We start from the raw sequence: 23,589 nt of genomic DNA on the forward strand, positions 1-23,589 counted from the left end.
CCCGTTGTCCTTGCACGACGCGGCCTGCGGAAGAGCTTCAGCACAATGGGTGCATGGCGAAGTTCCTCAAATGGGCCGCGATCGCGGCCGGCGTGTTCCTCCTGGTGCTGGTGGCGGTGGCCGTGGCGCTGCAGTCCTGGCTGCGCACGGATGATTTCCGCACGCGGGTGGAGCGCGAGGCGGGCAACGCGCTGGGCGTGCCGATGAAGCTGGGCAAGCTGTCGATCGACCTGTGGCCGCTGCCGGCGGTGGCCGCCGACGACGTGCAACTGCAGACGCGGCCGGCGCTGACCCTCGGGCGGATCGAGGCGCGCCCCGTGTGGGCCGGCCTGCTGGCGGGGCGGCTGGAGATCTCCACGCTGATCGTGCGCAAGGCGGTGCTGCCGCAGGCGGCCATCGCCGCCCTGACCGCGGGCATGCAGAAGCGCTCCGCCGGCAAGAAGCCGACGCCGAAGAGTGACGCGCCCCTGCTGCTGCCGAAGCGGGCGCTGTTCGACGACATCACCTGGATCGACGAGAAGGGCCAGCGGCTGACGGCGGACGCCGAGGCGAAGCTGGGCGGCGATGGACTGCTGGACGAGGCCTCCTTCAAGATCGTGGCGGGACGCTTCGCGGGCACGCAGGGCAAGGTGCACCGCGAGAGCGACCATTGGCCGGTGCGGGTGGACATCGGCGGCGGCCGCATCGCCGGCAAGGTGCAGCTGCAACCCGGCAAGGCGGGCGCGCAGGTGCTGTCTGGCCAGCTCACGACCGAGAACGTGGAGGTGTCCGCGCTCACCGCGCCGAGCAAGCCGCTCACCGGCAAGCTGCAGGCGAGCACCACGCTGCGCTCCGAATTCCGCGAGGCCGGCGACGTGGTCGACCAGCTGGCGACGCAGACCCGGTTCTCCGTGCGCGATGCGCTCGTGCAGGGAATCGACCTGAAGAAGGCCGTCGAGACCGTGGGCCTCAACCGCGGCGGCAGCACGCGCCTGGACACGCTGGCCGGCAACGTCAACACGCAGGGCAAGACGGTGCACGTGACCAACCTCGTCGCCACTTCGGGCACGCTGGCCGCGACGGGCAACGTGACCATCCTGCCCAGCAAGGCCCTCAACGGCCGCGTGAACGTCGACGTCTCCACCAACCGCGGCGCGCTCGGCGTGCCGCTGGTGGTCGGCGGCACCCTGGACGACCCGAGCGTGACGCTCACGCGGGGAGCGATGGTGGGCGCCGCGGTGGGTACGCTGCTGGCACCGGGCGCGGGGACCGCCGCCGGCGCGTCGACGGGTGACCGCATCGGCAACAGCCTCAAGGGCCTGTTCGGCCGCTGAGCCGGGCCCGCGCGGGGCGTCCTACAAACGGCTGGGCTGCGGGATGATTCCGGGCCGGCGGTGTGGTCCTTAGCATCAAGGTTCCAACGCTTTGCCGGAGAACCGGATGCACCTGTCCACGGTCGAAACGGTCCTCGAGTACCAGGTCCTTTCGCCCACCCACTTCTGCTTCAACATCGAGGCGGCGCACTGGCCGACGCAGGAGATCCATGGGGAGCAGCTCTCCATCTCCTCCGGCGTCACGCCCCACAGCTGGGCCGATCCGCGCAGCGGCAACCGCTTCATCCGTTTCGACGCCCAGCCCGGTCCGCTGCGCGTGGCCTACAAGGCCGAAGTGGAAGTGCACACCCCGCCGCCCGACACCTCGCTGCGCGAGCAGCCGGTGGGGGAGGTGCCGGACGAGATCTTCCCGTACCTGCTGGCCACGCGTTACTGCGAGTCCGACGTGCTGTGCGGCGACGTGCTGCGCCTGTTCGGCAACCTGCCGCCGGGGTTCGCGCGCGTGCGGGCCATCGAGGAATGGATCCGCGGCGAGATCCGCTACCAGCCGGGCAGCACCAATTCCAACAGCACGGCGCAGGAGGTGTTCGAGCAGCGCGCCGGCGTCTGCCGCGACTTCGCGCACCTGGGCATCACCTTCTGCCGTGCGCTCAACATCCCGGCGCGCATCGTGGTGGGCTATGTCTGGTTCGACGAGCCGCCGCAGGACTTCCATGCGGTGTTCGAGGCCTGGCTCGATGGCCAGTGGGTCCTGTTCGACCCGACCGGCATGGCGCCGGTGGACCGGCTGGTGCGCATCGGCACCGGCCGCGATGCCAAGGACGTGGCGTTCGCGACCATGTTCGGCCAGCTGCAGATGACGCGCAAGGAAGTGACGGTGCTGGAGCACGACGCCCGGCCGACCGGCGCGCCCCGGCCGGTGGCGGCACCGGCGCTGGCACGCGTGGCCGCGCCCGCCTAGTCCTTGTACGAAGGGTCGAGCTTGTCCAGCTTGCGCAGCAGCGCGGGCCAGGCGATGTTCGCGCCCTGTCCGGCGGTGACGGTCTTCATCACCTGCGCCATGCCTTCCAGGATCTTCGGGTTGACGTAGACCAGTTCGCCGCCGGCCTGCGCATCGATCTGGATGCGGCAGGTGTTCTCGAAGGTGTACATCGAGAGGAAGGCATCGGGCACCGTGCGCCCGATCGTGAGCAGGCCGTGGTTGCGCAGCATCAGGAAGTTCTTGCGGCCCAGGGCGGCCTGTAGCCGCGGCTTCTCGTCGTCGCGCAGCGCCACGCCCTCGTACTCGTGGTACGCCAGCGAGGCCAGCACGAAGGTGCTCTGCTGCGAGATGGGCAGGATGCCGGCCTTCTGCGCGCTGACCGCCACACCGGCGCGGCTGTGCGTGTGCAGCACGCAGCCGGCGTCGTCGCGCACCTGGTGGATGCAGCTGTGGATGGTGAAGCCGGCCGGGTTCACCGGGAAGGGCGAGGCTATCAGCTTGTTGCAGGCCTGGTCGACCTTCACCAACGAGGACGCGGTGATCTCGTCGAACATCAGGCCGTAGGGGTTGATCAGGAAGTGGTGCTCGGGCCCGGGAATGCGCGCGCTGATGTGCGTGAACACCAGGTCGCTCCAGCCGTACAACGCCACCAGCCGGTAGCAGGCGGCGAGGTCCACGCGCAGCTGCCATTCCTCGGCGCTGACGACTTCGCGCACAGACGCGATGTTCATTTCGCTTCCTCCTTCAGGTAGATCGATTGCTTCGGCTGCGCCATCACGCGTTGCAACAGGGGCAGGAATTCCTCGATCGGCAGCGTCTCCGCCTGCGGATCGAAGGCCGGGTTGTCGTAGAGCGCGCAGAACTCCTCGGTGCGGGCGTAGTGCGGATGGTCGCGGAAGCGGTCGCGCATGTTGCGGTCGAGCCCGAGGTGGTGGAAGAAGTAGTGGCCCTGGAAGATGCCGTGGTTCTGCACCATCCAGTGGTTGGCCTCGCTCACGAAGGGCTTGACGATCGCCGCGGCGATGTCGGGGTGGTTGAAGGAGCCGAGCGTGTCGCCGATGTCGTGCAGCAGCGCGCAGACGACGTACTCTTCGTCACGGCCGTCGCGCAGGGCGCGCGTGGCGGTCTGCAGCGAGTGGGTGTAGCGGTCGACCGGGAAGCCGCCGTAGTCGCCCTGCAGGATCTGCAGGTGCTTGACGATGCGTTCGGGCAGCGCCTGCGCGAACGGCATGAATTCGCCGGCGATGAGCTGCCAGTCGGCGGCGGTGCTGTCCTGCATGCGGACGAACTGGGCGCGCGCGTTCATGGGTCGTGTCTCCTCGGGTGGATGCGCCACTGTGCGGGAACCCGCCTTCGTGCGTTGTCGCCGCCGTGTCAGCTGCCGCGGAATTCGCTCGGGCTCTTGCCCGTGTGGTCGCGGAACACGCGGCTGAAGTGCGACGGGTTGCCGAAGCCCCAGGACAGGGCGATGTCGGTGATCGGCCGGGCGTGCGGGCCGCCCTGCTGCAGGTCGCGGATGCAGGCCTGCAGGCGCAGCCGCTGGATGTAGCCGGCGATGGATTCGCCCTCGCCCCCGAACGCGTTGTAGAGGTGGCGCCGGCTGCAGTTCAGCGCCCGCGCGATGGCGTCGACGGACAGGCTCGGATCGCGCAGGTGCTGCTGCACATAGGCGCGGATGCGGTCGCGCAGGGCTTCGCGCTGCGACACGCCGGTGTCCTGGCCGGCCAGCTCCATCAGCGAGAGCTTTACCAGCTGCTTGATCAGCTCGCCGGCGCCCTGCGCCGCCGCGGCGCTCATGTTCGGCAGCTCGAGATAGGTGTTGCGCATGGTCTCCAGCGCCACGCGCGAGATGCCGCTGGCGCCCAGGCGCGTGGCCATGGCGCCGTCGAAGCGCAGGCCGCGTTCGGCGACGCCTTCCTTGGGCACCATCACGATCAGGTGGTCGACGCGCTCCGGGTTGCCGACCTGGTAGGTGCCCGTGGTGTCGTAGATGACCCAGGCGCCGTCGCGCGCGCAGGCTTCGCGGCCCTGCTGCTGCACCAGCGCGCTGCCCTGCCAGGGCGCGACGATCTTCAGGTACGCGACGTCGCTGGTGCGCACCATGGAAGCGGTGCGCACGACGCGGTGCCGGTTGGCTTCCAGCCGCGTGAGGATCACGTCGCCGGCCTGCGACGAGGCCATGTGGCCGTCGAACTCGGTGTCGCCGTACAAGTCGGACTGCAGGCCGCCGAAATGGCTGGACACCCACTCGCACCACTGCGGCGCGCGGTCGCGCGGCGTCACGATGTCGGTGCTGAGGAGGGTGGACGCGGCCATGGCCGGGCCATTATGGGCCGCCGTTCGGCGCGCGCCCTTGGGCCCAGCCCTTGCGGGAAAACCCTAGGCCGCTTGCACGCGCGGAGTAGTGCTTTCTGCCCGCACAGCAAAGCGGCGGCGCGCGGCCGTTCCTACCATCCCCAGCGTCTGCAACCCGCTGAGGAGACATCCATGGTCCACCGCCTTTCCGGCACCAACCGCCGGCAGTTCATCCAGGGCGCCGCCGCCGTCGGCGCCGCCGCGATCGCACCGCAGCTGGCGGCGCAGAACGCCCCCGTGCGCGTGGGCTATGCCATCGCCCGCACGGGCCCGTGGACCGGCGGCGCCCAGGTGAGCCAGGAGCCGAACTTCCTGCTGTGGGCCGACCAGCAGAACGCGCAGGGCGGGCTGGACGTCAAGGGCGTCAAGCGCCGCGTGGAGCTGATCAGCTCCGATGACCGCAGCGACGTCGAGACGGTGGTGCGCACCTACGAGAAGCTGATGGGCAGCGACAAGGTGGACCTGGTGCTGCCGCCGTGGGGCAGCAACGCCAACTTCGCGGTGGCGCCGCTCGCCAACCGCTTCGGCTATCCCTTCCTTGCGCCCACCGCGCTGTCGCGCCGGCTGGTCGAGATGAAGCTGCCGTACTTCTTCCTGCTGCTGCAGCAGCCCAAGCCGATGTGCGACGCGCTGGTCGACATGCTCAAGGCCAACGGCGTGAAGACGGTGGCGGTGGTCTACGTGGACGACCTGTTCGGCCTGGAGAACTATGCGGCGCTGAAGGTGGCCCTGGCGGGCAGCGGCATCACCATGGTGCAGGACACCAGCTATCCGGGTGGCGTGAAGGACCTGTCGCCGACGCTGCGCTCCATCAAGGACAAGAACCCCGATGCCTTCGTCGGCTTCACCTACCCGCCCGACACCATCCTGGCCAGCAAGCAGGCCAAGGAGATCGGCTTCAACCCGAAGTTCTTCTACGCGTCGGTCGGCACCGCCTTCCAGCTCTATCGCAACGTGATGACGCCGGCCGGCGCGGAGGGCGTGCTGGGCATGGGCTCGTGGAACGCCAAGACCAGCCCGGGCGCCAAGGCCTACTTCGACGCGCACACGAAGAAGTTCGGCGGCAAGGAGCCGGACCGCTGGGCGAGCGGCCATGCCTGGGCGGGGATGGAGATCCTGACCGCCGGCGTGAACAAGGTGGGCCTGGACCGCAAGGCCCTGCGCGACTACATCGCCAACACCACGCACAAGACCATCATCGGCGACGTGAAGTTCACCGGCAGCGAGAACACGGCCACCCCGGGCACCGTGGGCCAGTGGCAGAACGGCGAGTTCGAGGTCGTCTGGCCGCCGAAGGTGGCGACGGCGAAGCTGGTGACGAACAAGCCGGCGTGGAAGTAACCCGCACCGACCCCCAACCCACCGACACGTCATTCCCGCCTCCGCGGAATGACGGAACACAGCATGTCCCTCGGCGCCTGGACCGAACTCATCGCCTCCGGACTCATCACCGGAGGCATCTACGCGCTCGTCGCGCTCGGCCTGAACCTGCAGTACGGGCTGATGCGCATCCTGAACATCGCGCACGGCGAGTTCCTGATGGTGGGTGCGTACCTCACGTGGATGGTGCAGACCTCCTTCGGCATCTCGCCGCTGGCGATGGTGCCGCTGTCCTTCCTCATCCTGATGGCGGCCGGCCTCGCCATCCACTGGCTCTGCTTCCGGCGGCTGACCGCCACCTCGCCCAACCTCGACATCTTCGAGGCGCGCGGCCTGATGGTGGCCTTCGGCCTGATGTTCCTGGTGCAGAACCTGGTTTCGTGGGCCTGGGGCGGTGACCTGCGCGGCTACGACTACCTGACCGAGCCGGTGAAGTTCGGCGGTGCGCAGTTCGCGGCCAACAAGCTGCTGGTGTTCGCGCTCGCGCTGCTGTTCGCCGGCGCGATGATCGTGCTGCTGCGCCAGACCCTGCTGGGCAAGGGCGTGCGCGCGCTGATGCAGTCGCCCACCGGCGCGCAGCTGGTGGGGATCAACACCCGCGTGCTGCACCCGCTGATGTTTGGCATCGGCCTCGGACTCTCGGGCGTGGCCGGCGCGCTGCTGTCCATGGCCTACACGATCTCGCCTTCCATGGGCGAGCCCTACACCGTCACGGCGCTCATCGTCATCACGCTGGGGGGCTTCGGCAGCATGAGCGGCGCGCTGGCCGGCGGGCTGCTGCTGGGCGTGGTGGAAGCGATCGGCATGCACTTCACCAATCCCTCGCTCAAGGCGCTGCTGTCGTACAGCGTGTTCATCGCCGTGCTGCTGCTGCGGCCGGAAGGGCTGTTCGCACGCAAGGGGCGCAAGGCATGACGTCACGTCAACTGCTCGTTCGCGACCTGCTGGTCCTGTTCGGCTTCACGGGCTGGGCGCTCGCGCTGCCGTACTGGGGCAGCGAGTTCATCGTCTCGCTGGCGCTCACCTGCCTGATGTACGTCGCGCTGTCCTCCAGCTGGGCGCTGTTCTGCGGCACCACGCGCTACCTGTCGCTGGCCACGTCCGCCTTCTTCGGCATCGGCGCGTACACCTGCGCGCTGGGACTGGAGAAGTTCGGCTGGATCCAGTCCGTTGCCCTGGGGGCCGGCATCGCCGTCGCCGTCGCGGTCGTGATGGGCGCCGCGGTGCTGCACCTGCGCGGCACCTATTTCGCCGTGCTCACCTTCGGCATGACGGAACTGATCCGGCATGCGATCACCTACTGGGAGAAGAGCGTGACCGGCACCGTCGGCCGCGTGCTCGCCGTGGTGCCGGAGCGCGACACGATCTACGGCACGGTGCTGGGGCTCGCCGTACTGGCGGTCGCCGTGTCGATCGTCGTGCGCCGCACGCGCTTCGGCCTGGCGCTGGCCGGCATCGGTGCCGACGAACAGCGGGCGCAGACGCTGGGCGTGAACACGAAGTGGGTCAAGCTGGCGGGTTTCGCGATGACCGCGGCGTTCGCCGGCGCCATGGGCGCGGCGATGTCGGTGCGCTGGACCTACATCGATCCGCACACCGTCTTCAATCCCTTCATCGGCTTCCAGACCGTGCTGATCGCCCTGATCGGCGGCGCGCTCACCCTGTGGGGTCCTCTGATCGCGGCGATCGTCTTCAGCCTGCTGGCCGAGACGCTGCGGCTGCAGGCGCCGCAGGTCTACATGATGTCGCTGGGCCTGCTGCTGATCCTGTCGGTGCTGTACCTTCCGGGCGGGCTGGCTTCGCTGCGCTGGGAGACCTTCCGCGGCTGGCGCGACGACGTGAAGGGCTGGTGGAAGGAACGCCGCCACGAGTGGAGCGGCGACAAGGAACGCGCCAAGCGCCGTGCACGGGAGGCCCGCCTTGCCTGACACCCTGCTCCTCGAAGCGCGCGACGTGACGGTGCGCTTCGGCGGCCTGGTCGCCGTCGACAACGTCAGCGCCAGCCTGCGCGCCGGCGAGCTGGTGGGCATCATCGGCCCGAACGGCGCCGGCAAGACCACCTTCTTCAACGCCGTGTCCGGCGTGCTGCAGCCGACCTCGGGCCAGCTGCTGCTGGAAGGCGACGACCTCACCGGCAGGGGCCCGCACCAGTTCGCGAAGCACGGCCTGGCGCGCACCTTCCAGACCCCGCGCGTGTTCGCCGACATGACGGTGCTGGCCAACATCGAGTTCGGCCTGAAGTTCGCCGGCCGGCGGCCGCGCAAGTACTGGCTGTGGGGCGAGGAGGCGTCGGTGCCGTGGGCGCTGCGCGACGCGCAGCGCATCCTGGAGCTGATCGGGCTGCAGGCGCAGGCGGCGCTGCCGGCCGGGTCCATCACGCCCTCGCAGCAGCGCCTGCTGGAGATCGGGATGGCGCTCGCCACGCGGCCACGGCTGCTGCTGCTCGACGAAGTGGCCGCCGGCCTGACCGAGGCGGAGATCGAGAACATGGCGGCGCTGGTGAAGCGCCTGCGCGACGAGCTGAACCTGACCGTGGTGTGGATCGAGCACGCGGTGCGCACGCTGCTCAAGCACGTGGAGCGCGTGATCGTGCTGCACCAGGGCCGCAAGATCGCCGACGGCACGCCGGCCGAGGTCACGCGCAACCCGGAGGTGATCGAGGCCTACCTGGGCGACGAGATGGTGGAAGAGGGCGAGGTGATCGCATGATGCACTGGAGCGACCGTCCCTACGTGCACGGCACCGGCCCGCGCAGCGCGCACCTGAAGGTCCGCAACCTGGCCGCCGGCTATGGGCCTTTCCTGGTGCTGCGCGGCGTCACCTTCGAGGTGAAGCCGGGGCTCACCGTGATCCTCGGGCCCAACGGCGCCGGCAAGACCACGCTGCTGCGTGCGCTCAACGGCCTCATCCCGCGGCAGGGCGAAGTGCTGCTCGATGGCGAAGACCTGCCCGAGAAGACCCACGAGATCGTCCGCGGCGGCATCGCGCTGGTGGCCGAGGGCCGGCAGCTCTTTCCGCAGATGACCGTGCTGGAGAACCTGGAACTCGGCGGCTGGCTCGTCGCCAAGGCCGAACGGGCCGCACGCATCGAGCGGGTGATGAACGACTTCCCCAAGCTGCGCGAACGCGCGCGGCAGCTGGCCGGCACCATGAGCGGCGGCGAACAGCAGATGGTGGCGGTGGCGCGCGCGATGATGAGCGCGCCGCGCCTGCTGATGCTCGACGAACCTTCGCTCGGCCTGGCGCCCCGCATGGTCGACGAGCTGCTGGCCATCGCGCGGCGCATCGCCGACGCCGGCACCACCGTGCTGATGGTGGAGCAGAACGTGAAGAAGGCGCTGCACGTCGCCGACCGCGGCTACGTGCTGGAGCGCGGCGCGCTGGTGGCCAGCGGGCCGGCCAAGCTGCTGGCGCGCTCCACCATCGTGCGCGAGGCCTACCTCGGTGCCGGTGAAAGCGCCACGAACCCGACCACGGCGGCGCAGGCCGCCCGGACCACGACCAGCGTGCGGGCCCAACCCGAACGTGTCTAACCAGGAGTACCCATGTCCGATCTTTCCATGCTGATCAACGGCCTCAAGGTCACCGCGGAGAAGGGCGCCTTCTTCGAGCGCCGCAACCCGCTGGACGGCACCGTCGCCACGCGCGCGCCGGCGGCCTCCGCGGCCGATGCCGTGATGGCGGTCGAGGCCGCCGCCGAAGCCTTCAAGACCTGGAGCGAGACCGGCCCGAGCGAGCGCCGCATGCTGCTGCTGAAGGCGGCGGAGAAGCTCGAGGCCAAGTTGCCGCAGTTCGTCGAGGCGGTCGCCGCCGAGACCGGCGCCACCGGCATGTGGGCCGGCTTCAACGTGATGCTGGCGGCGGGCATGATCCGCGAAGCCGCGTCGCTGACCACGCAGGTGGCGGGCGAAGTGATCCCCTCCGACATCCCTGGTTCGCTGTCGATGGGCGTGCGGCAGCCCGCCGGTGTCGTGCTCGGCATCGCGCCATGGAACGCGCCGATCATCCTCGGCGTGCGGGCCATCGCCACGCCGCTCGCCTGCGGCAACACCGTGATCCTCAAGGGCAGCGAGAACTGCCCGCGCACCCACCAGCTGATCGCCGAGTCCTTCGCGGAAGCGGGCTTCCCGGCGGGGGTCGTCAACTACATCACCAATGCGCCGCACGAGGCGGGCATGGTGGTGGAGGCCGTGGTGTCGCATCCCGCCGTGCGCCGCGTCAACTTCACGGGTTCCACGCGGGTGGGCAAGCTGATCGCGCAGACCTGTGCCAAGTACCTCAAGCCGGCCGTGCTGGAGCTCGGGGGCAAGGCGCCGCTGGTGATCCTGGACGACGCCGACCTCGACGACGCGGTGAACGCGGCGGCCTTCGGCTGCTTCGCCAACAGCGGCCAGATCTGCATGAGCACCGAGCGCATCATCGTCGACGAAAAGGTGGCCGACGAGTTCGCGCGCAAGTTCGCGGCCAAGGCGAAGTCGCTGCCGGTGGGCGATCCGCGCAAGCCGGACCCCGTGGTCCTGGGCAGCGTGATCGGCATGCCGACCGTGGAGCACTGCAATGCACTGCTGGAGGATGCGTTGTCCAAGGGCGCCAAGCTGCTGTGCGGCGGCAAGTCGGAGAACACGCTGATGCCGGCCACCGTGCTGGACCACGTGACGCCCGCCATGCGCATCTACCACGAGGAGAGCTTCGGCCCGGTGAAGGGCATCGTCCGCGTGCGCGGGGTGGAGGAGGCGATCGCCTGTGCGAACGACAACGAGTACGGGTTGTCGTCGGCCGTGTTCGGGCGCGACATCGCGCGCGCCTTCAACGTCGCCCGCAAGATCGACTCGGGCATCTGCCACGTCAATGCGCCGACCGTGCACGACGAAGCGCAGATGCCCTTCGGCGGCGTCAAGGGTTCCGGCATCGGCCGCTTCGGGGGCCGCGCCGGCATCGCGGAGTTCACCGAGCTGCGCTGGATCACCGTGCAGACGACGCCGCGCCACTATCCCTTCTGAGCGGGGCGGCCGTCAGGCTCATCCGACGCCGCAAGCGCCGCCTGTCCTGCGCCGCTGGCGCGGCGGCGGTGCGAGCCTGAGCTTCCACACCAGCCAGGGGAGCAACATGGCATCCAGACGCAAGCCCGCGGGCACCGCCGATCCGTCCCGCGAGGGTGACGAGGCGCTGCGCGCGCGCCGGGCGGAAGAGGATTCGCAGATGTTCGCCAGCCCGACGTCGAACGGGCAGGCGGACAGCACGGTGAGCGACAAGGCCTCGCCGGAGCCGGCGGATGCGCCGCCCACCGTGGGCAAGACCAGCGGCCGCGGCGCGCGGGCCGAGCGGCCGTCGCCGGTGAGCGAGCGCCGCCAGGCCAGGGTGTCGCCGGTGGAGAGTTCGCGCACCGCCAAGCCGCCGGCCGAAACGCCCAAGGCGGCGGCCGGGCGGGGCAAGCCTAAGGCGTCGGGGTCGTAAGCCGTTCCAGCCGGTCGAGCCATTGCATGGCGTGTCCGGTGTCTGCTCCGCACATTTCCCTCGACGGTTGCAAGCCGCCGCAGAACGCGGGCCGCTCCGGCCGGCCGAACAGCCTGCAGCGGTTCCCGGCGTCGAGCTGCACGCAGCGGACGCCTGCGGGTTTGCCGTCCGGCATGCCGGGAATGGGCGAAGTGATCGAAGGCGCGATGCAGCAGACACCGCAGTTCGGGCGACAGTCCACGCTTACTTCGTCGCAAGGATCAGGGGGTGTGCAGGCGCGCGGCAGCGTGCAGCACCTGGTCGATCACGCCCTGGACCCGTGCGCGGGCCCGGTCGTCGACGAGCTTCCCGGCGGGATCGAAAGCGTCGCCTGCGCGGCCCAAGGCATAGGTCTGCGGCGCGACCCAGCAGTGCAGGTTGAAGAGCAGTGGGATCAAGTGGCTCTGCGAGCGAAGGCCGCCCAGTGCTCCCGGCGACGCGCTCAGCACGCCGACCACCTTGCCGCGGCTGAAGCGGAAGTCGTCGCTCCAGACCGGGTCGCCCCGCACCGGGCTGGACAGCCAGTCGAGCAGGTTCTTCAGCAGGGCGGGGTAGCTGGCGTTGTATTCGGGCGTGCAGACGATCCAGGCCGGGTGGTCGTGGAACACCTGCTTGAGCTTCATGACGTCCGGCGGCGTGGCGATCGCCTCGGCATCGGCGTTGTACATCGGCACGTCGAAGTCGCCGAGTTCGATGTGCGTGACTTCGGCGCCGGCAGCCCGTGCCATGGCCGCCGCCTCGCGGGCGAGCCGGCGGTTGAACGAGCCGGACCGCGTGCTGCCGGCGAAGACGAGGAGCTTCATGGGGACGGATTGCACCACAGGCGACAGCGCGGCGCCCCGCCCGTAAAATCGACCCCTTCCTGCGACACGGCCCTTCCGGCCCCCGCGCCCGGTTCGGCGCTTCCCCATGCTCTATCCAGAAGAATTCGACGTCATCGTCGTCGGCGGCGGCCACGCCGGCACCGAAGCAGCCCTCGCCGCGGCGCGGATGGGTTGCCGCACGCTGCTGCTCACCCACAACATCGAGACGCTGGGCCAGATGTCGTGCAACCCGTCGATCGGCGGGATCGGCAAGGGCCACCTGGTCAAGGAGGTCGATGCGCTGGGCGGCGCCATGGGCATCGCGACGGACGAGGCCGGGATCCAGTTCCGCATCCTCAACTCCAGCAAGGGACCGGCGGTCCGGGCGACGCGGGCGCAGGCGGACCGCATCCTCTACAAGGCGGCGATCCGGCGCCGGCTGGAGAACCAGCCGAACCTCACGCTGTTCCAGCAGGCCGTCGACGACCTGATGGTCGAGGGCGACCGGGTGGTGGGCGCCGTGACGCAGGTCGGCATCCGTTTCCGGGGCAGGGCGGTGGTGCTCACGGCCGGCACGTTCCTGGACGGCAAGATCCACGTCGGCTTGAACAACTATGCCGCCGGCCGCGCGGGCGACCCGCCGGCGGTGTCGCTCTCCGCACGGCTCAAGGAACTGAAGCTGCCGCAAGGCCGGCTGAAGACCGGCACGCCGCCGCGCATCGACGGCCGCACCATCGATTTCTCCAGGTGCGAGGAGCAGCCGGGGGACCTGGACCCGGTGCCCGTGTTCAGCTTCATGGGCGATGCCGCCATGCACCCGCGGCAGGTGCCTTGCTGGATCACGCACACCAACGAACGCACGCACGACATCATCCGCTCCGGTTTCGACCGCAGCCCGATGTTCACCGGCAAGATCGAAGGGGTCGGCCCGCGCTACTGCCCGAGCGTCGAGGACAAGATCAACCGCTTCGCCGACAAGTCCAGCCACCAGGTCTTCCTGGAACCGGAGGGGCTGACCACCAACGAGTTCTATCCCAACGGCATCTCGACCAGCCTGCCGTTCGACGTGCAGCTCGGCCTGGTCCGGACGCTGCCCGGCTTGGAGCGAGCGCACATCCTGCGCCCGGGCTATGCGATCGAGTACGACTACTTCGATCCGCGAGGGCTGAAGTCCAGCTTCGAAACCCGGGCGATCGCCGGGCTGTTCTTCGCCGGCCAGATCAACGGGACCACCGGCTATGAGGAGGCGGCGGCGCAGGGGCTGTTCGCCGGCATCAACGCGGCGCTCCAATGCCGGGGCGAAACCGCATGGCTGGCGGCGCGCGACCAGGCCTACCTGGGCGTGCTGGTCGATGACCTGATCACCAAGGGTGTGACCGAGCCGTACCGCATGTTCACCAGCCGGGCGGAGTTCCGGCTGCAGCTGCGCGAAGACAATGCCGACCTGCGCCTGACCGAAGCGGGCCGCCGGATGGGATTGGTGGACGATGCCCGCTGGGACGCGTTCTGCCGCAAGCGCGATGCTGTTTCACGTGAAACCGAGCGGTTGAAGACCACGTGGGTGAACCCCCGGATCGTGTCCGGCGCGGAGGCGCAGCGTGTCCTCGGCACCAGCATGGAACACGAGTACAACCTGGGTGACCTGCTCCGCCGGCCCGACGTGGGGTACGAGTCCTTGGTCAGCCTGGAGGGTGGGCGGTGGGCCAGCCCGGCTGTTTCACGTGAAACGCTGGGCCAGCTCTATGCGCCCGTGGTGGAGCAGATCGAGATTGCCGCGAAGTACTCCGGCTACATCGAACGGCAAAAGGACGAGGTGGAGCGCGCGGCGCATTACGAGAATCTCCGTCTACCGGCCGAGCTGGACTACATGCAGGTCTCGGCGCTGAGCATCGAAGTCCGCCAAAAGCTCAACAAGCATCGTCCGGAAACGCTGGGCCTCGCGTCGCGGATCTCCGGCGTGACGCCGGCCGCGATCTCGCTGCTGCTGGTGCATTTGCGCAAGAACAAGGTCAAGGGCTTCTCGGAAGCCGCGAACCAGTCCGGCCAAGCAGCGGCATGAGCAGCGAAGGAGACCGGGCGGACCGCCTGCGCGCGGCGGCGGCGGATCTGGGCCTGCAGCTCAGCGGGTCGCAACTGGAGCAGTTGCTGGCCTACCTCGGGCTCATCCAGAAATGGAACAAGGTCTACAACCTGACCGCCGTCCGCGGCGCGGACGAGATGCTGGTCCAGCACTTGTTCGACAGCCTGGCCGTGGTCGGACCGCTGCGGCGGCACACCCAAGGTCGGGCGATCCGGATGCTCGACGTCGGCTCCGGGGCCGGACTGCCGGGGGTCGTCGTGGCGATCTGCCAGCCGGAGATCCAGGTCGACTGCGTCGATACGGTCGGGAAGAAGGCGGCCTTCATCCAACAGTCTGCGGCCCAGCTCCAGCTGCTCAACCTGCGCGGCGTCCACGACCGGGTCGAGAACCTGGCCGGACCGTACGACGTGATCTGCTCCAGGGCCTTCGCCTCCCTCGCGGACTTCGTGAACTGGTCCGGTGGTGCGCTGGCGGAGCAGGGGGCCTGGCTGGCCATGAAGGGGAAGATGCCTGACGGCGAGATCGCCGAGTTGCCGCCGCAAGCCGAAGTGTTCCACGTGGAACAGCTGGCGGTCCCCGAACTGTCGGCGGAACGCTGCATCGTCTGGCTGCGCAAGCGCGCCGCCGAGGGTGCCGGACGCCCCGGACGTTAAACTCGGCCTTCACTTCGGAGGGGCCATGCTTGGCGTTGCTGACTACGGCGCGTTCGTCGCCGCGATCCTGATCTTCCTGGCCATCCCTGGCCCCGGCAACCTGGCCCTCATCACCTCCACCAGCAAAGGCGGCATCCGTGGCGGACTGGCCGCCACCTTCGGCGTGATCGCCGGCGACCAAGTGCTGATGTGGGCGGCGGTGGCCGGCGTCGCGGCGCTGCTGGTCGCCTATCCCGCCGCCTTCCGTGCGGTGCAGTGGCTGGGCGCTGCCTACCTCGCCTGGCTGGGCTTCCGCATGCTGGTCGCCAAGCCCGGTGCCAAGCCCGTCCTGAACATCCAGCCGCGCCACTATTTCCGCCAGGCCAGCCTGATCACCTTGCTGAACCCGAAGGCCATCGTGTTCTACATGGCCTTCTTCCCGCTTTTCGTCGACCCGGCCCGTCATCAAGGTATGGTGACCTTCGGCCTGATGGCCGCGACCATCGCGGCGCTCACCTTCGCCTATGGCTTGGCCGTGGTGCTGCTCACGCACTTCCTGGCCGAGCGCATGCGCGCCAACCCGATCGTCGGGCGCGTGCTGGAGAAGCTCGCGGGCGTGTTCCTCATCGGCTTCGGCGTGAAGCTGGCCGTCAGCAAATAAGAGAGCGGTCGGCAAACGATGGCCAAGATTTTCTGCGTCGCCAACCAGAAAGGTGGGGTTGGCAAGACGACCACGACGGTCAACCTTTCGGCGGGTCTGGCCAAGGTGGGCCAGCGCGTGCTGATGGTGGACCTGGACCCCCAGGGCAACGCCACCATGGGTTCCGGCGTCGACAAGCGCCAGCTGAAGCTGTCGGTCTACGACGTGCTGCTGGAATCGGCGTCGATCGCCGAGGCCCGCGTGCGCAGCGAGCGCCTGGTGGAAGCCGGCTGCAGCTACGACATCCTCGGCGCCAACCGCGACCTGGCCGGTGCCGAAGTGGAACTGGTGGATGTCGAGCGCCGCGAGAAGCGCCTGAAGGAAGCGATCGCCGCCGTCGACGCCGAGTACGACTTCGTGCTGATCGACTGCCCACCCTCCCTGTCGATGCTCACGCTCAACGGCCTGTGCGCCGCGCACGGCGTGATCGTGCCGATGCAGTGCGAGTACTTCGCGCTGGAGGGCCTGTCCGACCTGGTGAACACCATCAAGCAGGTGCACGCCAACCTGAACAAGGACCTCGAGATCATCGGCCTGCTGCGGGTGATGTTCGACCCGCGCATCACACTGCAGCAGCAGGTGAGCGACCAGCTCAAGGCGCACTTCGGCGACAAGGTGTTCAACACCGTGATCCCCCGCAACGTGCGCCTGGCCGAGGCGCCCAGCTACGGCCTGCCTGGTGTCGCCTTCGACCCGGCGGCGCGCGGCAGCCAGGCCTTCGTCGACTTCGCGAAGGAGATGGTCGACCGCCTCGGGACGCTCAAGCCGGCCGCCATGCCTCGCGCCGCCTGACATCCTTGCTCTTGAAACCATAGCAATGAAGCCGCGCAACGTGCTCCTGCTCCCGGGGTGGGAGAACAGCGGCCCGCGCCATTGGCAGTCGCTCTGGGAAGCGCGCTTCGGCTACCGGCGGGTGGAACAGCACGACTGGATGAAGCCGCTGCGCGGCGACTGGGTCGCGCGCCTGGAGGATGTGGTGCTCACCTGCGAGGAGCCCGCGGTGCTGGTGGCCCACAGCCTCGGCTGCATGCTGGTCGCCGCATGGGCCGCGCATTCGAAGAACACGCACCGCGTGAAGGCGGCGCTGCTGGTCGCCCCCGGCGACGTGGAAAAGCCGGAGTTGCGCGAGCAGATCCCCTCGTGGAGCCCGGTCGTGCTGGACGCGTTGCCTTTCCCGGCCGTGCTCGTCGCCAGCCGCAACGACCCCTACTGCGATTTCGGGCGGGCGCGCATGTTCGCCTCGGCGTGGAACGCGCAGTTCATCGACCACGGCGACAGCGGCCACATCAACGCGGATGCGGGGCTGGCGAGCTGGCCCGAAGGACACGTCCTCCTGCAGGACCTGATGAAAGATTGAACGGAAAAGCCATGGTGACGAAGAAACCCAAGGGCCTCGGCCGCGGCCTCGAAGCGCTGCTCGGACCCAAGGTCCACGAGAACGCGGCGGCCGGCAGCGACGGCAACGGCTCCAACGCGGGCACCCCGGCGTCGCTGATGCTCACGGACATGGTGCCCGGCATGTACCAGCCGCGCACGCGGATGGACGAGGGTGCGCTCTACGAGCTGGCCGAGTCGATCAAGGCGCAAGGCATCATGCAGCCGATCCTCGTGCGCAGGCTCGGCGAGGGCGAGCACGCGGGCAAGTACGAGATCATCGCCGGCGAGCGCCGCTTCCGCGCGGCCAGGCTCGCGGGCCTGGACAGCGTGCCGGTGCTGGTGCGGGACGTGCCGAACGAGGCCGCCGCGGCGATGGCGCTGATCGAGAACATCCAGCGCGAGGACCTGAATCCGCTGGAGGAGGCCCAGGGCCTGCAACGGCTGATCAAGGATTTCGGCCTGACGCATGAACAGGCCGCGCAGGCCGTGGGCCGCTCCCGCAGCGCCGCGTCCAATCTGCTGCGCCTGTTGAACCTGGCCGACCCGGTGCAGACCATGCTGATGGCGGGCGACATCGACATGGGGCATGCGCGCGCGCTACTGTCGCTGGAGCGCGCGGCGCAGATCACCGCCGCCAACCAGATCGCGCACAAGAAGCTGTCGGTGCGCGAGGCCGAGAGCCTGGTGAAGAAGATCGGCGCCGAGTTCAGCCTGGTCAGCCCCAAGCCGAAGAAGGAGAAGTCGCGCGACCTGCGGCGCATCGAGGAGGAGCTGTCGGACCTGCTCACCGCCGAAGTCGAAGTGCGCGTGAAGAAGCGCGTGAAGCGCCATGGACGGGTGGAGGAGCTCGGCGAGGTGAGCATCCAGTTCGGCTCGCTCGACGAACTCAATGGCCTGATCGAGCGGCTGCGCGGCGAAGGCTAGCGGCCGGGGCGACCGGAGCAGGGCGCCAGCGGCGCGTCGGTGCCGCCCCTCGTGCGCACGTTCCGTCAGTTCCGAGGTGCAGGAACGGCCGGACCGGCGTGTTCGAGGACGTTTGTCTCCTTTTGCGCTCGCTTAGTAGGCACTCACCCAGGACCGGCGGCGCGCTTCGGGCGATCGATGGTCGCCGTTAACGTCTTGAAGGAACTTGGCGGGAAGCCCGCACCTAGCATGGGCTGCATCGTGCTTGCCGGAGGAATCCGATGAAGATGCAGACGCTGTTCATGGTGCTGGCGCTGGCGCTCACGCCGGCCGCCTGGGCCGAGGAGGGGGACGAAGGACCCAAGCCTTCGCGCCGCAAGCGCGAGGTGCTGGAGATCACGGTGATGCTGGAGCGCTGCCGGGCGGCGCTGCCCGGGTTCGCGGAGCGCAGCGAGGAGGTCTACCGCGCCTGGCACGCGCGCCACGGCGCGACGCTGGCCGAGTTCCAGCGCTCGGTCGGCCCGCGGCTGAAGCAGGCCCGCCGCAGCACGATGCTCTCGCCGCACTGCACGGACGAGTGGCTCCAGGACATCGCGCCGATGGCGCAGGCGCCCGACCCGCGCTTCAGTTCCGTGGAGAAGACCTGGGCGGTGTTCGTCGAGGCGCTGAAGGCCGCCGACCGCGCGACGGCGATGAACTGCCTGACGGGGCGGGCCGAGGCGCAGTGGAAGACGCGGGTGGAGAAGCTTTCCAACGAGGACCTGCGCCGCATCGGCGTGGCGATCCGCAACCTGCGCATCCAGTGGGGCGACGACTACGAGAAGGAAGGCGTCGTCGAAGGCGACGACAAGAAGATGGGAACCATCGCCTTCCGCAATCGCAACGAGGAATGGAAGATCCAGGAGCTGTGAGGCTCCCGGGCGCCCGGATCAGATCGCGAAGATCTTGCCCGGGTTCATGATGTTCTTCGGGTCGAGGGCGCGCTTGATCGTGCGCATCATGTCGACCGCGCCGGCGCCGGCCTCGTCGACCAGGAAGCCCATCTTGTGCAGGCCCACGCCGTGTTCGCCGGTGCAGGTGCCGCCCAGCTGCAGGGCGCGCGAGACCAGCTTGTGGTTCAGGTCCTCGGCGACCGCGCGCTCCTTCGGGTCATCCGGGTCCAGCAGGTAGCCGAAGTGGAAGTTGCCGTCGCCGACGTGGCCGACCAGGAAGTACGGCAACCCGCTCGCGTCGGCTTCCGCCACCGAGTCCAGCAGGCAGTCTGCCAGCCGCGAGATCGGCACGCAGGTGTCGGTGGAGATCGCACGGCAGCCGGGCCGTGACTGCACCGCGGCGAAGTACGCGTTGTGGCGCGCCGTCCAGAGGCGCGTGCGCTCCTCCGGCGTCGCGGCCCATTCGAAGGCGTTGCCGCCGAAGTCCTTGGCGATCTCCTGGACGGTCTCCGCCTGCTCCTTCACGCCGGCCGGCGAGCCGTGGAATTCCATCAGCAGCATCGGCTCTTCGCGCAGCCCGAGCTTGCTGTGCGCGTTCACCATGCGCACGGTGTTGTGGTCGATCAGTTCGACGCGCGCGATCGGCACGCCCAGCTGGATCACCTGGATGGTCGCGCGCACCGCGGCTTCGATGCTGGGGAAGGAGCAGACCGCCGCGGAGATCGCTTCCGGCAGCGGGTACAGGCGCACGGTCACTTCGGTGATGACGCCCAGCGTGCCCTCGCTGCCGACGAACAGGCGCGTGAGGTCGTAGCCGGCGGACGACTTCTTGGCACGGGTGCCGGTGCGGATCACCTCGCCGCTGGCGGTGACCACTTCCAGCGCCAGCACGTTCTCGCGCATGGTGCCGTAGCGCACGGCGTTGGTCCCGGAGGCGCGGGTGGCGCTCATCCCGCCGATCGACGCATCGGCGCCGGGATCGATGGGGAAGAACAGGCCGCTGCTCTTGATCTCTTCGTTGAGCTGCTTGCGGGTGACGCCGGGCTGCACCGTCACCGTCAGGTCCTCCGCGTTGAGCGACAGGACCTTGTTCATGCGCGCGACGTCGATGCTGATGCCGCCCTGCACGGCCAGCAGGTGGCCTTCGAGCGAGGAGCCGACGCCGAACGGGATGACGGGTGTGTCGTGCGCCGCGGCCAGCCGGACGGCCTCGGCGACGTCCTCGGTGCTCTCTGCGAACACCACGGCCGCCGGAGGCGGCACCTGGAAGGAGGATTCGTCGCGGCCATGCTGCTCGCGCACCGCCATGGCGGTGGAGCAGCGGTCGCCGAACCGCGCCTTCAACGCCTGCAGCAACGCCGCGGGCACCTCCCGCTGCTGGACTTCGGGAACGAGGTGGGCAAGGGTGGCGGGTGCGTTCATGGCGTGCTCCGGGACAGGCCGCCAGTGTAGACGGCCTGCCCCCGGCGCACCCCCTGCGAACCCCTATGTCAGCGGGTCGCGTCCTGGTATTCGAAGCGCGTGATCACGCCGTCGAAGTTGCGGTCCATCTCCTCGAACGGCATGGTGCGGATGCTCAGGCGCGCGGCTTCCGCGCGGGTCAGTTCGCCGTCCTGGTTGGCGTCGGCGAAGAAGAACGAGCGGGCCTGGTCGGTGGCGTTGAAGCCGCCGGCGCCGCCGAGGTACTGGCTGGGGCCGGCCACCGTGGCGCCGGCACCCAGGACGTTGGTCGCGGGCGCGGCCGGCGGGCCGAGTTCCGGACGCACGCCCAGGCCGCCGCTGCCGCCGGTCACGGTGCCGTCGCCGGGCACCACGCTGGAGGGCACGGCGGGAGCGGTCGAAGCGGCGACCGGGTCCGTGGAGACCCGCGTGCCGCTGCCGGAACTGACGCCGGCAGGGAAGGGCGAGCTCAGGCCGGCCGGGTTGGGCAGCGCCTGCCGGGCCGGTGCCGAGGTCGTCGGCGCGGGCGATCGGGCGGGACTGAGGCGTTGCTGCTGGGCCTGCGCTGCAGAGGCAGCGGCGGCGGCGCACAGGCCGACGGCGAAAAGGCGGGTGAGGACATGCATGGCGGACTCCTGTTCAGGTCGCCGCCTCGGCACGGGCGGCCTGATCGCATGGTGGAGCCACCCGTGGAAATGGACGAGCCGACTCTGCCGTCAATCGCTGTAGGACCGCTGCCGGGCATGGCCGACAATGGCGGCACACAGGAGCAAAGACATGGGCAAGCGGCTGACCCAGATCGCCACGCGCACGGGCGACGACGGCACCACCGGGCTGGGCGACAACACGCGGGTGTCCAAGGACCACCTGCGGGTGCATGCAATGGGGGACGTCGACGAACTCAACTCCCACATCGGCCTGCTGCTGTGCGAGGACCTGCCGGACGATGCCCGCGTGCTGCTGGTGGAGATCCAGCACGAGCTGTTCAACCTGGGCGGCGAGCTGTCCATCCCCGGCTTCGAGCTGCTCAAGGCCGACGCGGTGGCGGCGCTGGATGCGGGGCTCGCGCACCACAACGCGCAGTTGCCGAAGCTGGAGGAGTTCATCCTGCCGGCCGGCAACCGCGCCGCGGCACAGGCGCACGTCTGCCGCACGGTGGCGCGTCGCGCCGAACGCGCCGTCGTTGCACTCGGTGTGCAGGACGCGCTGCGGGACACACCGCGCCAGTACCTGAACCGTCTCTCCGACCTGATGTTCGTGCTGGCGCGCGTCTTCAACCGCATGAACGGCGGTGACGACGTGTACTGGAAGAGCGAGAAGCTGCGGCGCGGCGCGGCGGTTTAGCGCGGCGCCAGCACCGCCATCGTCAGCCGCGAGACGCAGGTCAGTTCGCCGGCGTCGTTGCGCATCTCGATGTGCCACACCTGCGTGCTGCGACCGATGTGCACGGGCGTCGTCCTGCCCGTGACCCACCCCGCGGTCGCGCCGCGCAGGTGGTTGGCGTTGATGTCCAGGCCCACCACGCGATGGCCGGGCGGCGCGCAGTAGATCGCGCCGCAGGAGCCCAGCGTCTCGGCCAGCACCACGCTGATGCCGCCGTGCAGCAGGCCATAGGGCTGCCGCGTGCGGTGGTCCACCGGAACCCGCCCGACGATGAAGTCGTCACCGACCTCGAGGAACTCGAGGCCGATGTGCGCGGGCGCGGTGTCCTTGTGGATGGCGGCGAGGTCCTCGACGCTGATGGGGCGGGTCCAGATCGGCATGCCGCCAATGTTAGCGCGGGGTGCGCGGCGTCGACGCGGTCGGCGTCTCGACCATCGGCGCGTCGGCCACCGACACGCCGGGCGACGTGTCGCGGTTCAGCAGCGCGTACAGCAGGATGGCGCCGAAGGTCGCGGTGCCGATGCCGCCGAGGGCGAAGCCACCGAAGTTGAGCGTGAAGTCGCCGGTGCCCAGCACCAGGGTGATGGCGGCGACGATCAGGTTCTTGTTCAGCGAGAAGTCGACGCGGTTGTCGACCCAGATCTTGGCGCCGGCCACGGCGATGAGGCCGAACACCACGATGCTCACGCCGCCCATCACGGGCAGCGGGATCGCCTGGATCACGGCGCCGAACTTGGGCGAGAAGCCGAGCACGATCGCGATCGCGGCGGCGAACAGGAAGATCGCAGTGGAATAGATCTTGGTGGCGGCCATCACGCCGATGTTCTCCGCGTACGTCGTCACGCCGGTGCCGCCGGCGGCGCCGCTGACCACCGTCGCCACGCCGTCGCCGATGAAGGCGCGGCCCATGTACTGGTCGAGGTTGCGGCCGGTCATGGCGGTCACCGCCTTGATGTGGCCCAGGTTCTCGGCGACCAGGATGATGGCCACGGGTGCGATCAGCAGCATGGCGCGCCCGTCGAACACCGGCGCGGCGAAGCCGGGGGCGCCGAACCAGGCGGCGTTGGCGATGCCGGAGAAGTCCAGCGGCTTGCCGAGCCCGAGGCCATTGGCGAGGACGGCGTACACGATGCTGGCGACGATCAGGCCCACCAGGATCAGCAGGCGCTGCACCATGCCGCGCGTGAACACCGCGACCAAGCCGACGCTGACGAAGGTGACGACCTGCATCCACTTGTCGAAGTCGGTCGGCGCCATGTTCTTGATCGGGATGCCGGCCAGGTTGAGGCCGATCACCGCGACGACGGCGCCGGTCACCACCGGCGGCATGAAGCGCTCGATCCAGCCGGTGCCGACCGCGTGCACGACGGCGCCGATGATGGCGTACACCACGCCGCAGGCGATGATGCCGCCCAGCGCGACGCCGATGTTCGCGTTGGGCCCCTTGCCCGCGTAGGCGGTGGCGGCGATCACCACGCCGATGAAGGCGAAGCTGGAGCCGAGGTAGCTGGGCACCTTGCCGCCGGTCACCAGGAAGAAGATGAGCGTGCCGATGCCGCTCATGAGGATCGCGATGTTGGGGTCGAAGCCCATGAGGATGGGCGCCAGCACCGTGGCCCCGAACATCGCGATCACGTGCTGCACGCCCATGACCGCGGTCTGCGGCCAGGGCAGGCGCTCGTCGGGCGCGATCACGCCCCCTTGCTGCAGCACTGCGGCGGGCCGCTCCGTCCAGTCGAACATTCCCATTTCCTCGCTCCTTGTCTGTGGTGGCGGAGCGATGCTAGGTGCAATGTCCGTGCCGCGCAAGGCGACG

Annotated in this window: 26 protein-coding genes; 17 read left to right on the forward strand and 9 right to left on the reverse strand. The window is 69.3% G+C overall.

Features of this window, described 5'->3' with window-relative positions:
• The first annotated feature begins 53 nt into the window (after positions 1-53).
• Together IM787_RS08330 and IM787_RS08335 are read left to right on the forward strand one after the other, a co-directional pair.
• On the forward strand, positions 54-1,313 hold the full coding sequence (locus IM787_RS08330) for an AsmA family protein (protein ID WP_193676158.1): 1,260 nt from the start codon (positions 54-56) through the stop codon (positions 1,311-1,313).
• Positions 1,314-1,419: 106 nt separating this feature from the next.
• Positions 1,420-2,274, forward strand: coding sequence for a transglutaminase-like domain-containing protein (locus IM787_RS08335; protein WP_193676159.1), 855 nt, complete (start codon positions 1,420-1,422; stop codon positions 2,272-2,274).
• Here IM787_RS08335 and IM787_RS08340 read toward each other — a convergent pair.
• The 3 genes from IM787_RS08340 to IM787_RS08350 form a co-directional block, all read right to left on the reverse strand.
• Positions 2,271-3,026 (reverse strand): class II aldolase/adducin family protein, encoded by a 756-nt coding sequence (locus IM787_RS08340; RefSeq protein WP_193676160.1) that lies wholly within the window; start codon positions 3,024-3,026, stop codon positions 2,271-2,273. The two genes, IM787_RS08335 and IM787_RS08340, sit on opposite strands and share 4 nt — an antisense overlap.
• Positions 3,023-3,601, reverse strand: coding sequence for an HD domain-containing protein (locus IM787_RS08345; protein ID WP_193676161.1), 579 nt, complete (start codon positions 3,599-3,601; stop codon positions 3,023-3,025). Before IM787_RS08345 ends, IM787_RS08340 begins: the two co-directional genes overlap by 4 nt.
• 68 nt (positions 3,602-3,669) lie before the next feature.
• On the reverse strand, positions 3,670-4,611 hold the full coding sequence (locus IM787_RS08350; protein ID WP_193676162.1) for a helix-turn-helix domain-containing protein: 942 nt from the start codon (positions 4,609-4,611) through the stop codon (positions 3,670-3,672).
• A 171-nt stretch (positions 4,612-4,782) separates the two neighbouring features.
• Between IM787_RS08350 and IM787_RS08355 the strand changes: the two genes are divergently transcribed.
• From IM787_RS08355 to IM787_RS08385, 7 genes are all read left to right on the forward strand, one after another.
• Complete coding sequence (locus IM787_RS08355) at positions 4,783-5,991, forward strand: amino acid ABC transporter substrate-binding protein (RefSeq protein WP_193676163.1); 1,209 nt, start codon at positions 4,783-4,785, stop codon at positions 5,989-5,991.
• 63 nt (positions 5,992-6,054) lie between these two features.
• Positions 6,055-6,945: a branched-chain amino acid ABC transporter permease gene (locus tag IM787_RS08360; RefSeq protein ID WP_193676164.1), complete on the forward strand. Its 891-nt coding sequence runs from the start codon at positions 6,055-6,057 to the stop codon at positions 6,943-6,945.
• The gene (locus tag IM787_RS08365; RefSeq protein WP_193676165.1) at positions 6,942-7,958 is read left to right on the forward strand and encodes a branched-chain amino acid ABC transporter permease; all 1,017 of its coding nucleotides are present in this window, start codon (positions 6,942-6,944) and stop codon (positions 7,956-7,958) included. Before IM787_RS08360 ends, IM787_RS08365 begins: the two co-directional genes overlap by 4 nt.
• The gene (locus IM787_RS08370; RefSeq protein ID WP_227494170.1) at positions 7,951-8,739 is read left to right on the forward strand and encodes an ABC transporter ATP-binding protein; all 789 of its coding nucleotides are present in this window, start codon (positions 7,951-7,953) and stop codon (positions 8,737-8,739) included. The genes IM787_RS08365 and IM787_RS08370 overlap by 8 nt, the downstream gene beginning before the upstream one ends.
• Positions 8,736-9,563, forward strand: a complete 828-nt coding sequence (locus IM787_RS08375) for an ABC transporter ATP-binding protein (protein ID WP_193676166.1) — start codon at positions 8,736-8,738, stop codon at positions 9,561-9,563. Before IM787_RS08370 ends, IM787_RS08375 begins: the two co-directional genes overlap by 4 nt.
• Positions 9,564-9,575: 12 nt before the next feature.
• The gene (locus IM787_RS08380; RefSeq protein WP_193676167.1) at positions 9,576-11,030 is read left to right on the forward strand and encodes an aldehyde dehydrogenase; all 1,455 of its coding nucleotides are present in this window, start codon (positions 9,576-9,578) and stop codon (positions 11,028-11,030) included.
• Between the two features lie 106 nt (positions 11,031-11,136).
• On the forward strand, positions 11,137-11,484 hold the full coding sequence (locus tag IM787_RS08385; protein WP_193676168.1) for a hypothetical protein: 348 nt from the start codon (positions 11,137-11,139) through the stop codon (positions 11,482-11,484).
• Here the strand turns inward: IM787_RS08385 and IM787_RS08390 are convergent.
• Together IM787_RS08390 and IM787_RS08395 are read right to left on the reverse strand one after the other, a co-directional pair.
• The gene (locus IM787_RS08390) at positions 11,465-11,725 is read right to left on the reverse strand and encodes a YkgJ family cysteine cluster protein (RefSeq protein ID WP_193676169.1); all 261 of its coding nucleotides are present in this window, start codon (positions 11,723-11,725) and stop codon (positions 11,465-11,467) included. The genes IM787_RS08385 and IM787_RS08390 overlap by 20 nt on opposite strands.
• A gap of 19 nt (positions 11,726-11,744) precedes the next feature.
• Positions 11,745-12,326, reverse strand: coding sequence for an NADPH-dependent FMN reductase (locus IM787_RS08395; RefSeq protein WP_193676170.1), 582 nt, complete (start codon positions 12,324-12,326; stop codon positions 11,745-11,747).
• A 106-nt stretch (positions 12,327-12,432) separates the two neighbouring features.
• Between IM787_RS08395 and mnmG the strand changes: the two genes are divergently transcribed.
• The 7 genes from mnmG (at position 12,433) to IM787_RS08430 (ending at position 18,929) form a co-directional block, all read left to right on the forward strand.
• Complete coding sequence (gene mnmG, locus IM787_RS08400; protein ID WP_193676171.1) at positions 12,433-14,385, forward strand: tRNA uridine-5-carboxymethylaminomethyl(34) synthesis enzyme MnmG; 1,953 nt, start codon at positions 12,433-12,435, stop codon at positions 14,383-14,385.
• Positions 14,382-15,059, forward strand: a complete 678-nt coding sequence (rsmG, locus tag IM787_RS08405; protein WP_193676172.1) for a 16S rRNA (guanine(527)-N(7))-methyltransferase RsmG — start codon at positions 14,382-14,384, stop codon at positions 15,057-15,059. The genes mnmG and rsmG overlap by 4 nt, the downstream gene beginning before the upstream one ends.
• 25 nt (positions 15,060-15,084) lie before the next feature.
• Positions 15,085-15,699 (forward strand): LysE family transporter, encoded by a 615-nt coding sequence (locus tag IM787_RS08410; RefSeq protein WP_193676173.1) that lies wholly within the window; start codon positions 15,085-15,087, stop codon positions 15,697-15,699.
• 18 nt (positions 15,700-15,717) lie between these two features.
• Positions 15,718-16,530, forward strand: coding sequence for a ParA family protein (locus IM787_RS08415; RefSeq protein ID WP_193676174.1), 813 nt, complete (start codon positions 15,718-15,720; stop codon positions 16,528-16,530).
• A 25-nt stretch (positions 16,531-16,555) separates the two neighbouring features.
• Positions 16,556-17,095, forward strand: coding sequence for an RBBP9/YdeN family alpha/beta hydrolase (locus tag IM787_RS08420; protein WP_193676175.1), 540 nt, complete (start codon positions 16,556-16,558; stop codon positions 17,093-17,095).
• 11 nt (positions 17,096-17,106) lie between these two features.
• Entirely contained in the window at positions 17,107-18,039 is a 933-nt protein-coding gene (locus IM787_RS08425) for a ParB/RepB/Spo0J family partition protein (RefSeq protein ID WP_193676176.1), read from the forward strand.
• A gap of 260 nt (positions 18,040-18,299) precedes the next feature.
• On the forward strand, positions 18,300-18,929 hold the full coding sequence (locus tag IM787_RS08430) for a hypothetical protein (protein WP_193676177.1): 630 nt from the start codon (positions 18,300-18,302) through the stop codon (positions 18,927-18,929).
• 18 nt (positions 18,930-18,947) lie between these two features.
• Here the strand turns inward: IM787_RS08430 and IM787_RS08435 are convergent, their stop codons facing one another.
• Both IM787_RS08435 and IM787_RS08440 read right to left on the reverse strand, forming a co-directional pair.
• Positions 18,948-20,372, reverse strand: coding sequence for an FAD-binding oxidoreductase (locus IM787_RS08435; RefSeq protein ID WP_193676178.1), 1,425 nt, complete (start codon positions 20,370-20,372; stop codon positions 18,948-18,950).
• A gap of 68 nt (positions 20,373-20,440) precedes the next feature.
• On the reverse strand, positions 20,441-21,016 hold the full coding sequence (locus IM787_RS08440; RefSeq protein WP_193676179.1) for an EF-hand domain-containing protein: 576 nt from the start codon (positions 21,014-21,016) through the stop codon (positions 20,441-20,443).
• A gap of 151 nt (positions 21,017-21,167) precedes the next feature.
• Here IM787_RS08440 and IM787_RS08445 point away from each other — a divergent pair, with 151 nt between their 5' ends.
• Positions 21,168-21,734 (forward strand): cob(I)yrinic acid a,c-diamide adenosyltransferase, encoded by a 567-nt coding sequence (locus tag IM787_RS08445; RefSeq protein WP_193676180.1) that lies wholly within the window; start codon positions 21,168-21,170, stop codon positions 21,732-21,734.
• Here the strand turns inward: IM787_RS08445 and IM787_RS08450 are convergent.
• Together IM787_RS08450 and IM787_RS08455 are read right to left on the reverse strand one after the other, a co-directional pair.
• Entirely contained in the window at positions 21,731-22,153 is a 423-nt protein-coding gene (locus tag IM787_RS08450; protein WP_193676181.1) for a hotdog fold thioesterase, read from the reverse strand. The genes IM787_RS08445 and IM787_RS08450 overlap by 4 nt on opposite strands.
• A gap of 10 nt (positions 22,154-22,163) precedes the next feature.
• Positions 22,164-23,522, reverse strand: coding sequence for a solute carrier family 23 protein (locus IM787_RS08455; protein ID WP_193676182.1), 1,359 nt, complete (start codon positions 23,520-23,522; stop codon positions 22,164-22,166).
• Positions 23,523-23,589: the final 67 nt, after the last annotated feature.

This window comes from Ramlibacter pallidus (genome assembly GCF_015070875.1).
In the GTDB taxonomy this organism is placed as follows: domain Bacteria; phylum Pseudomonadota; class Gammaproteobacteria; order Burkholderiales; family Burkholderiaceae_C; genus Ramlibacter; species Ramlibacter pallidus.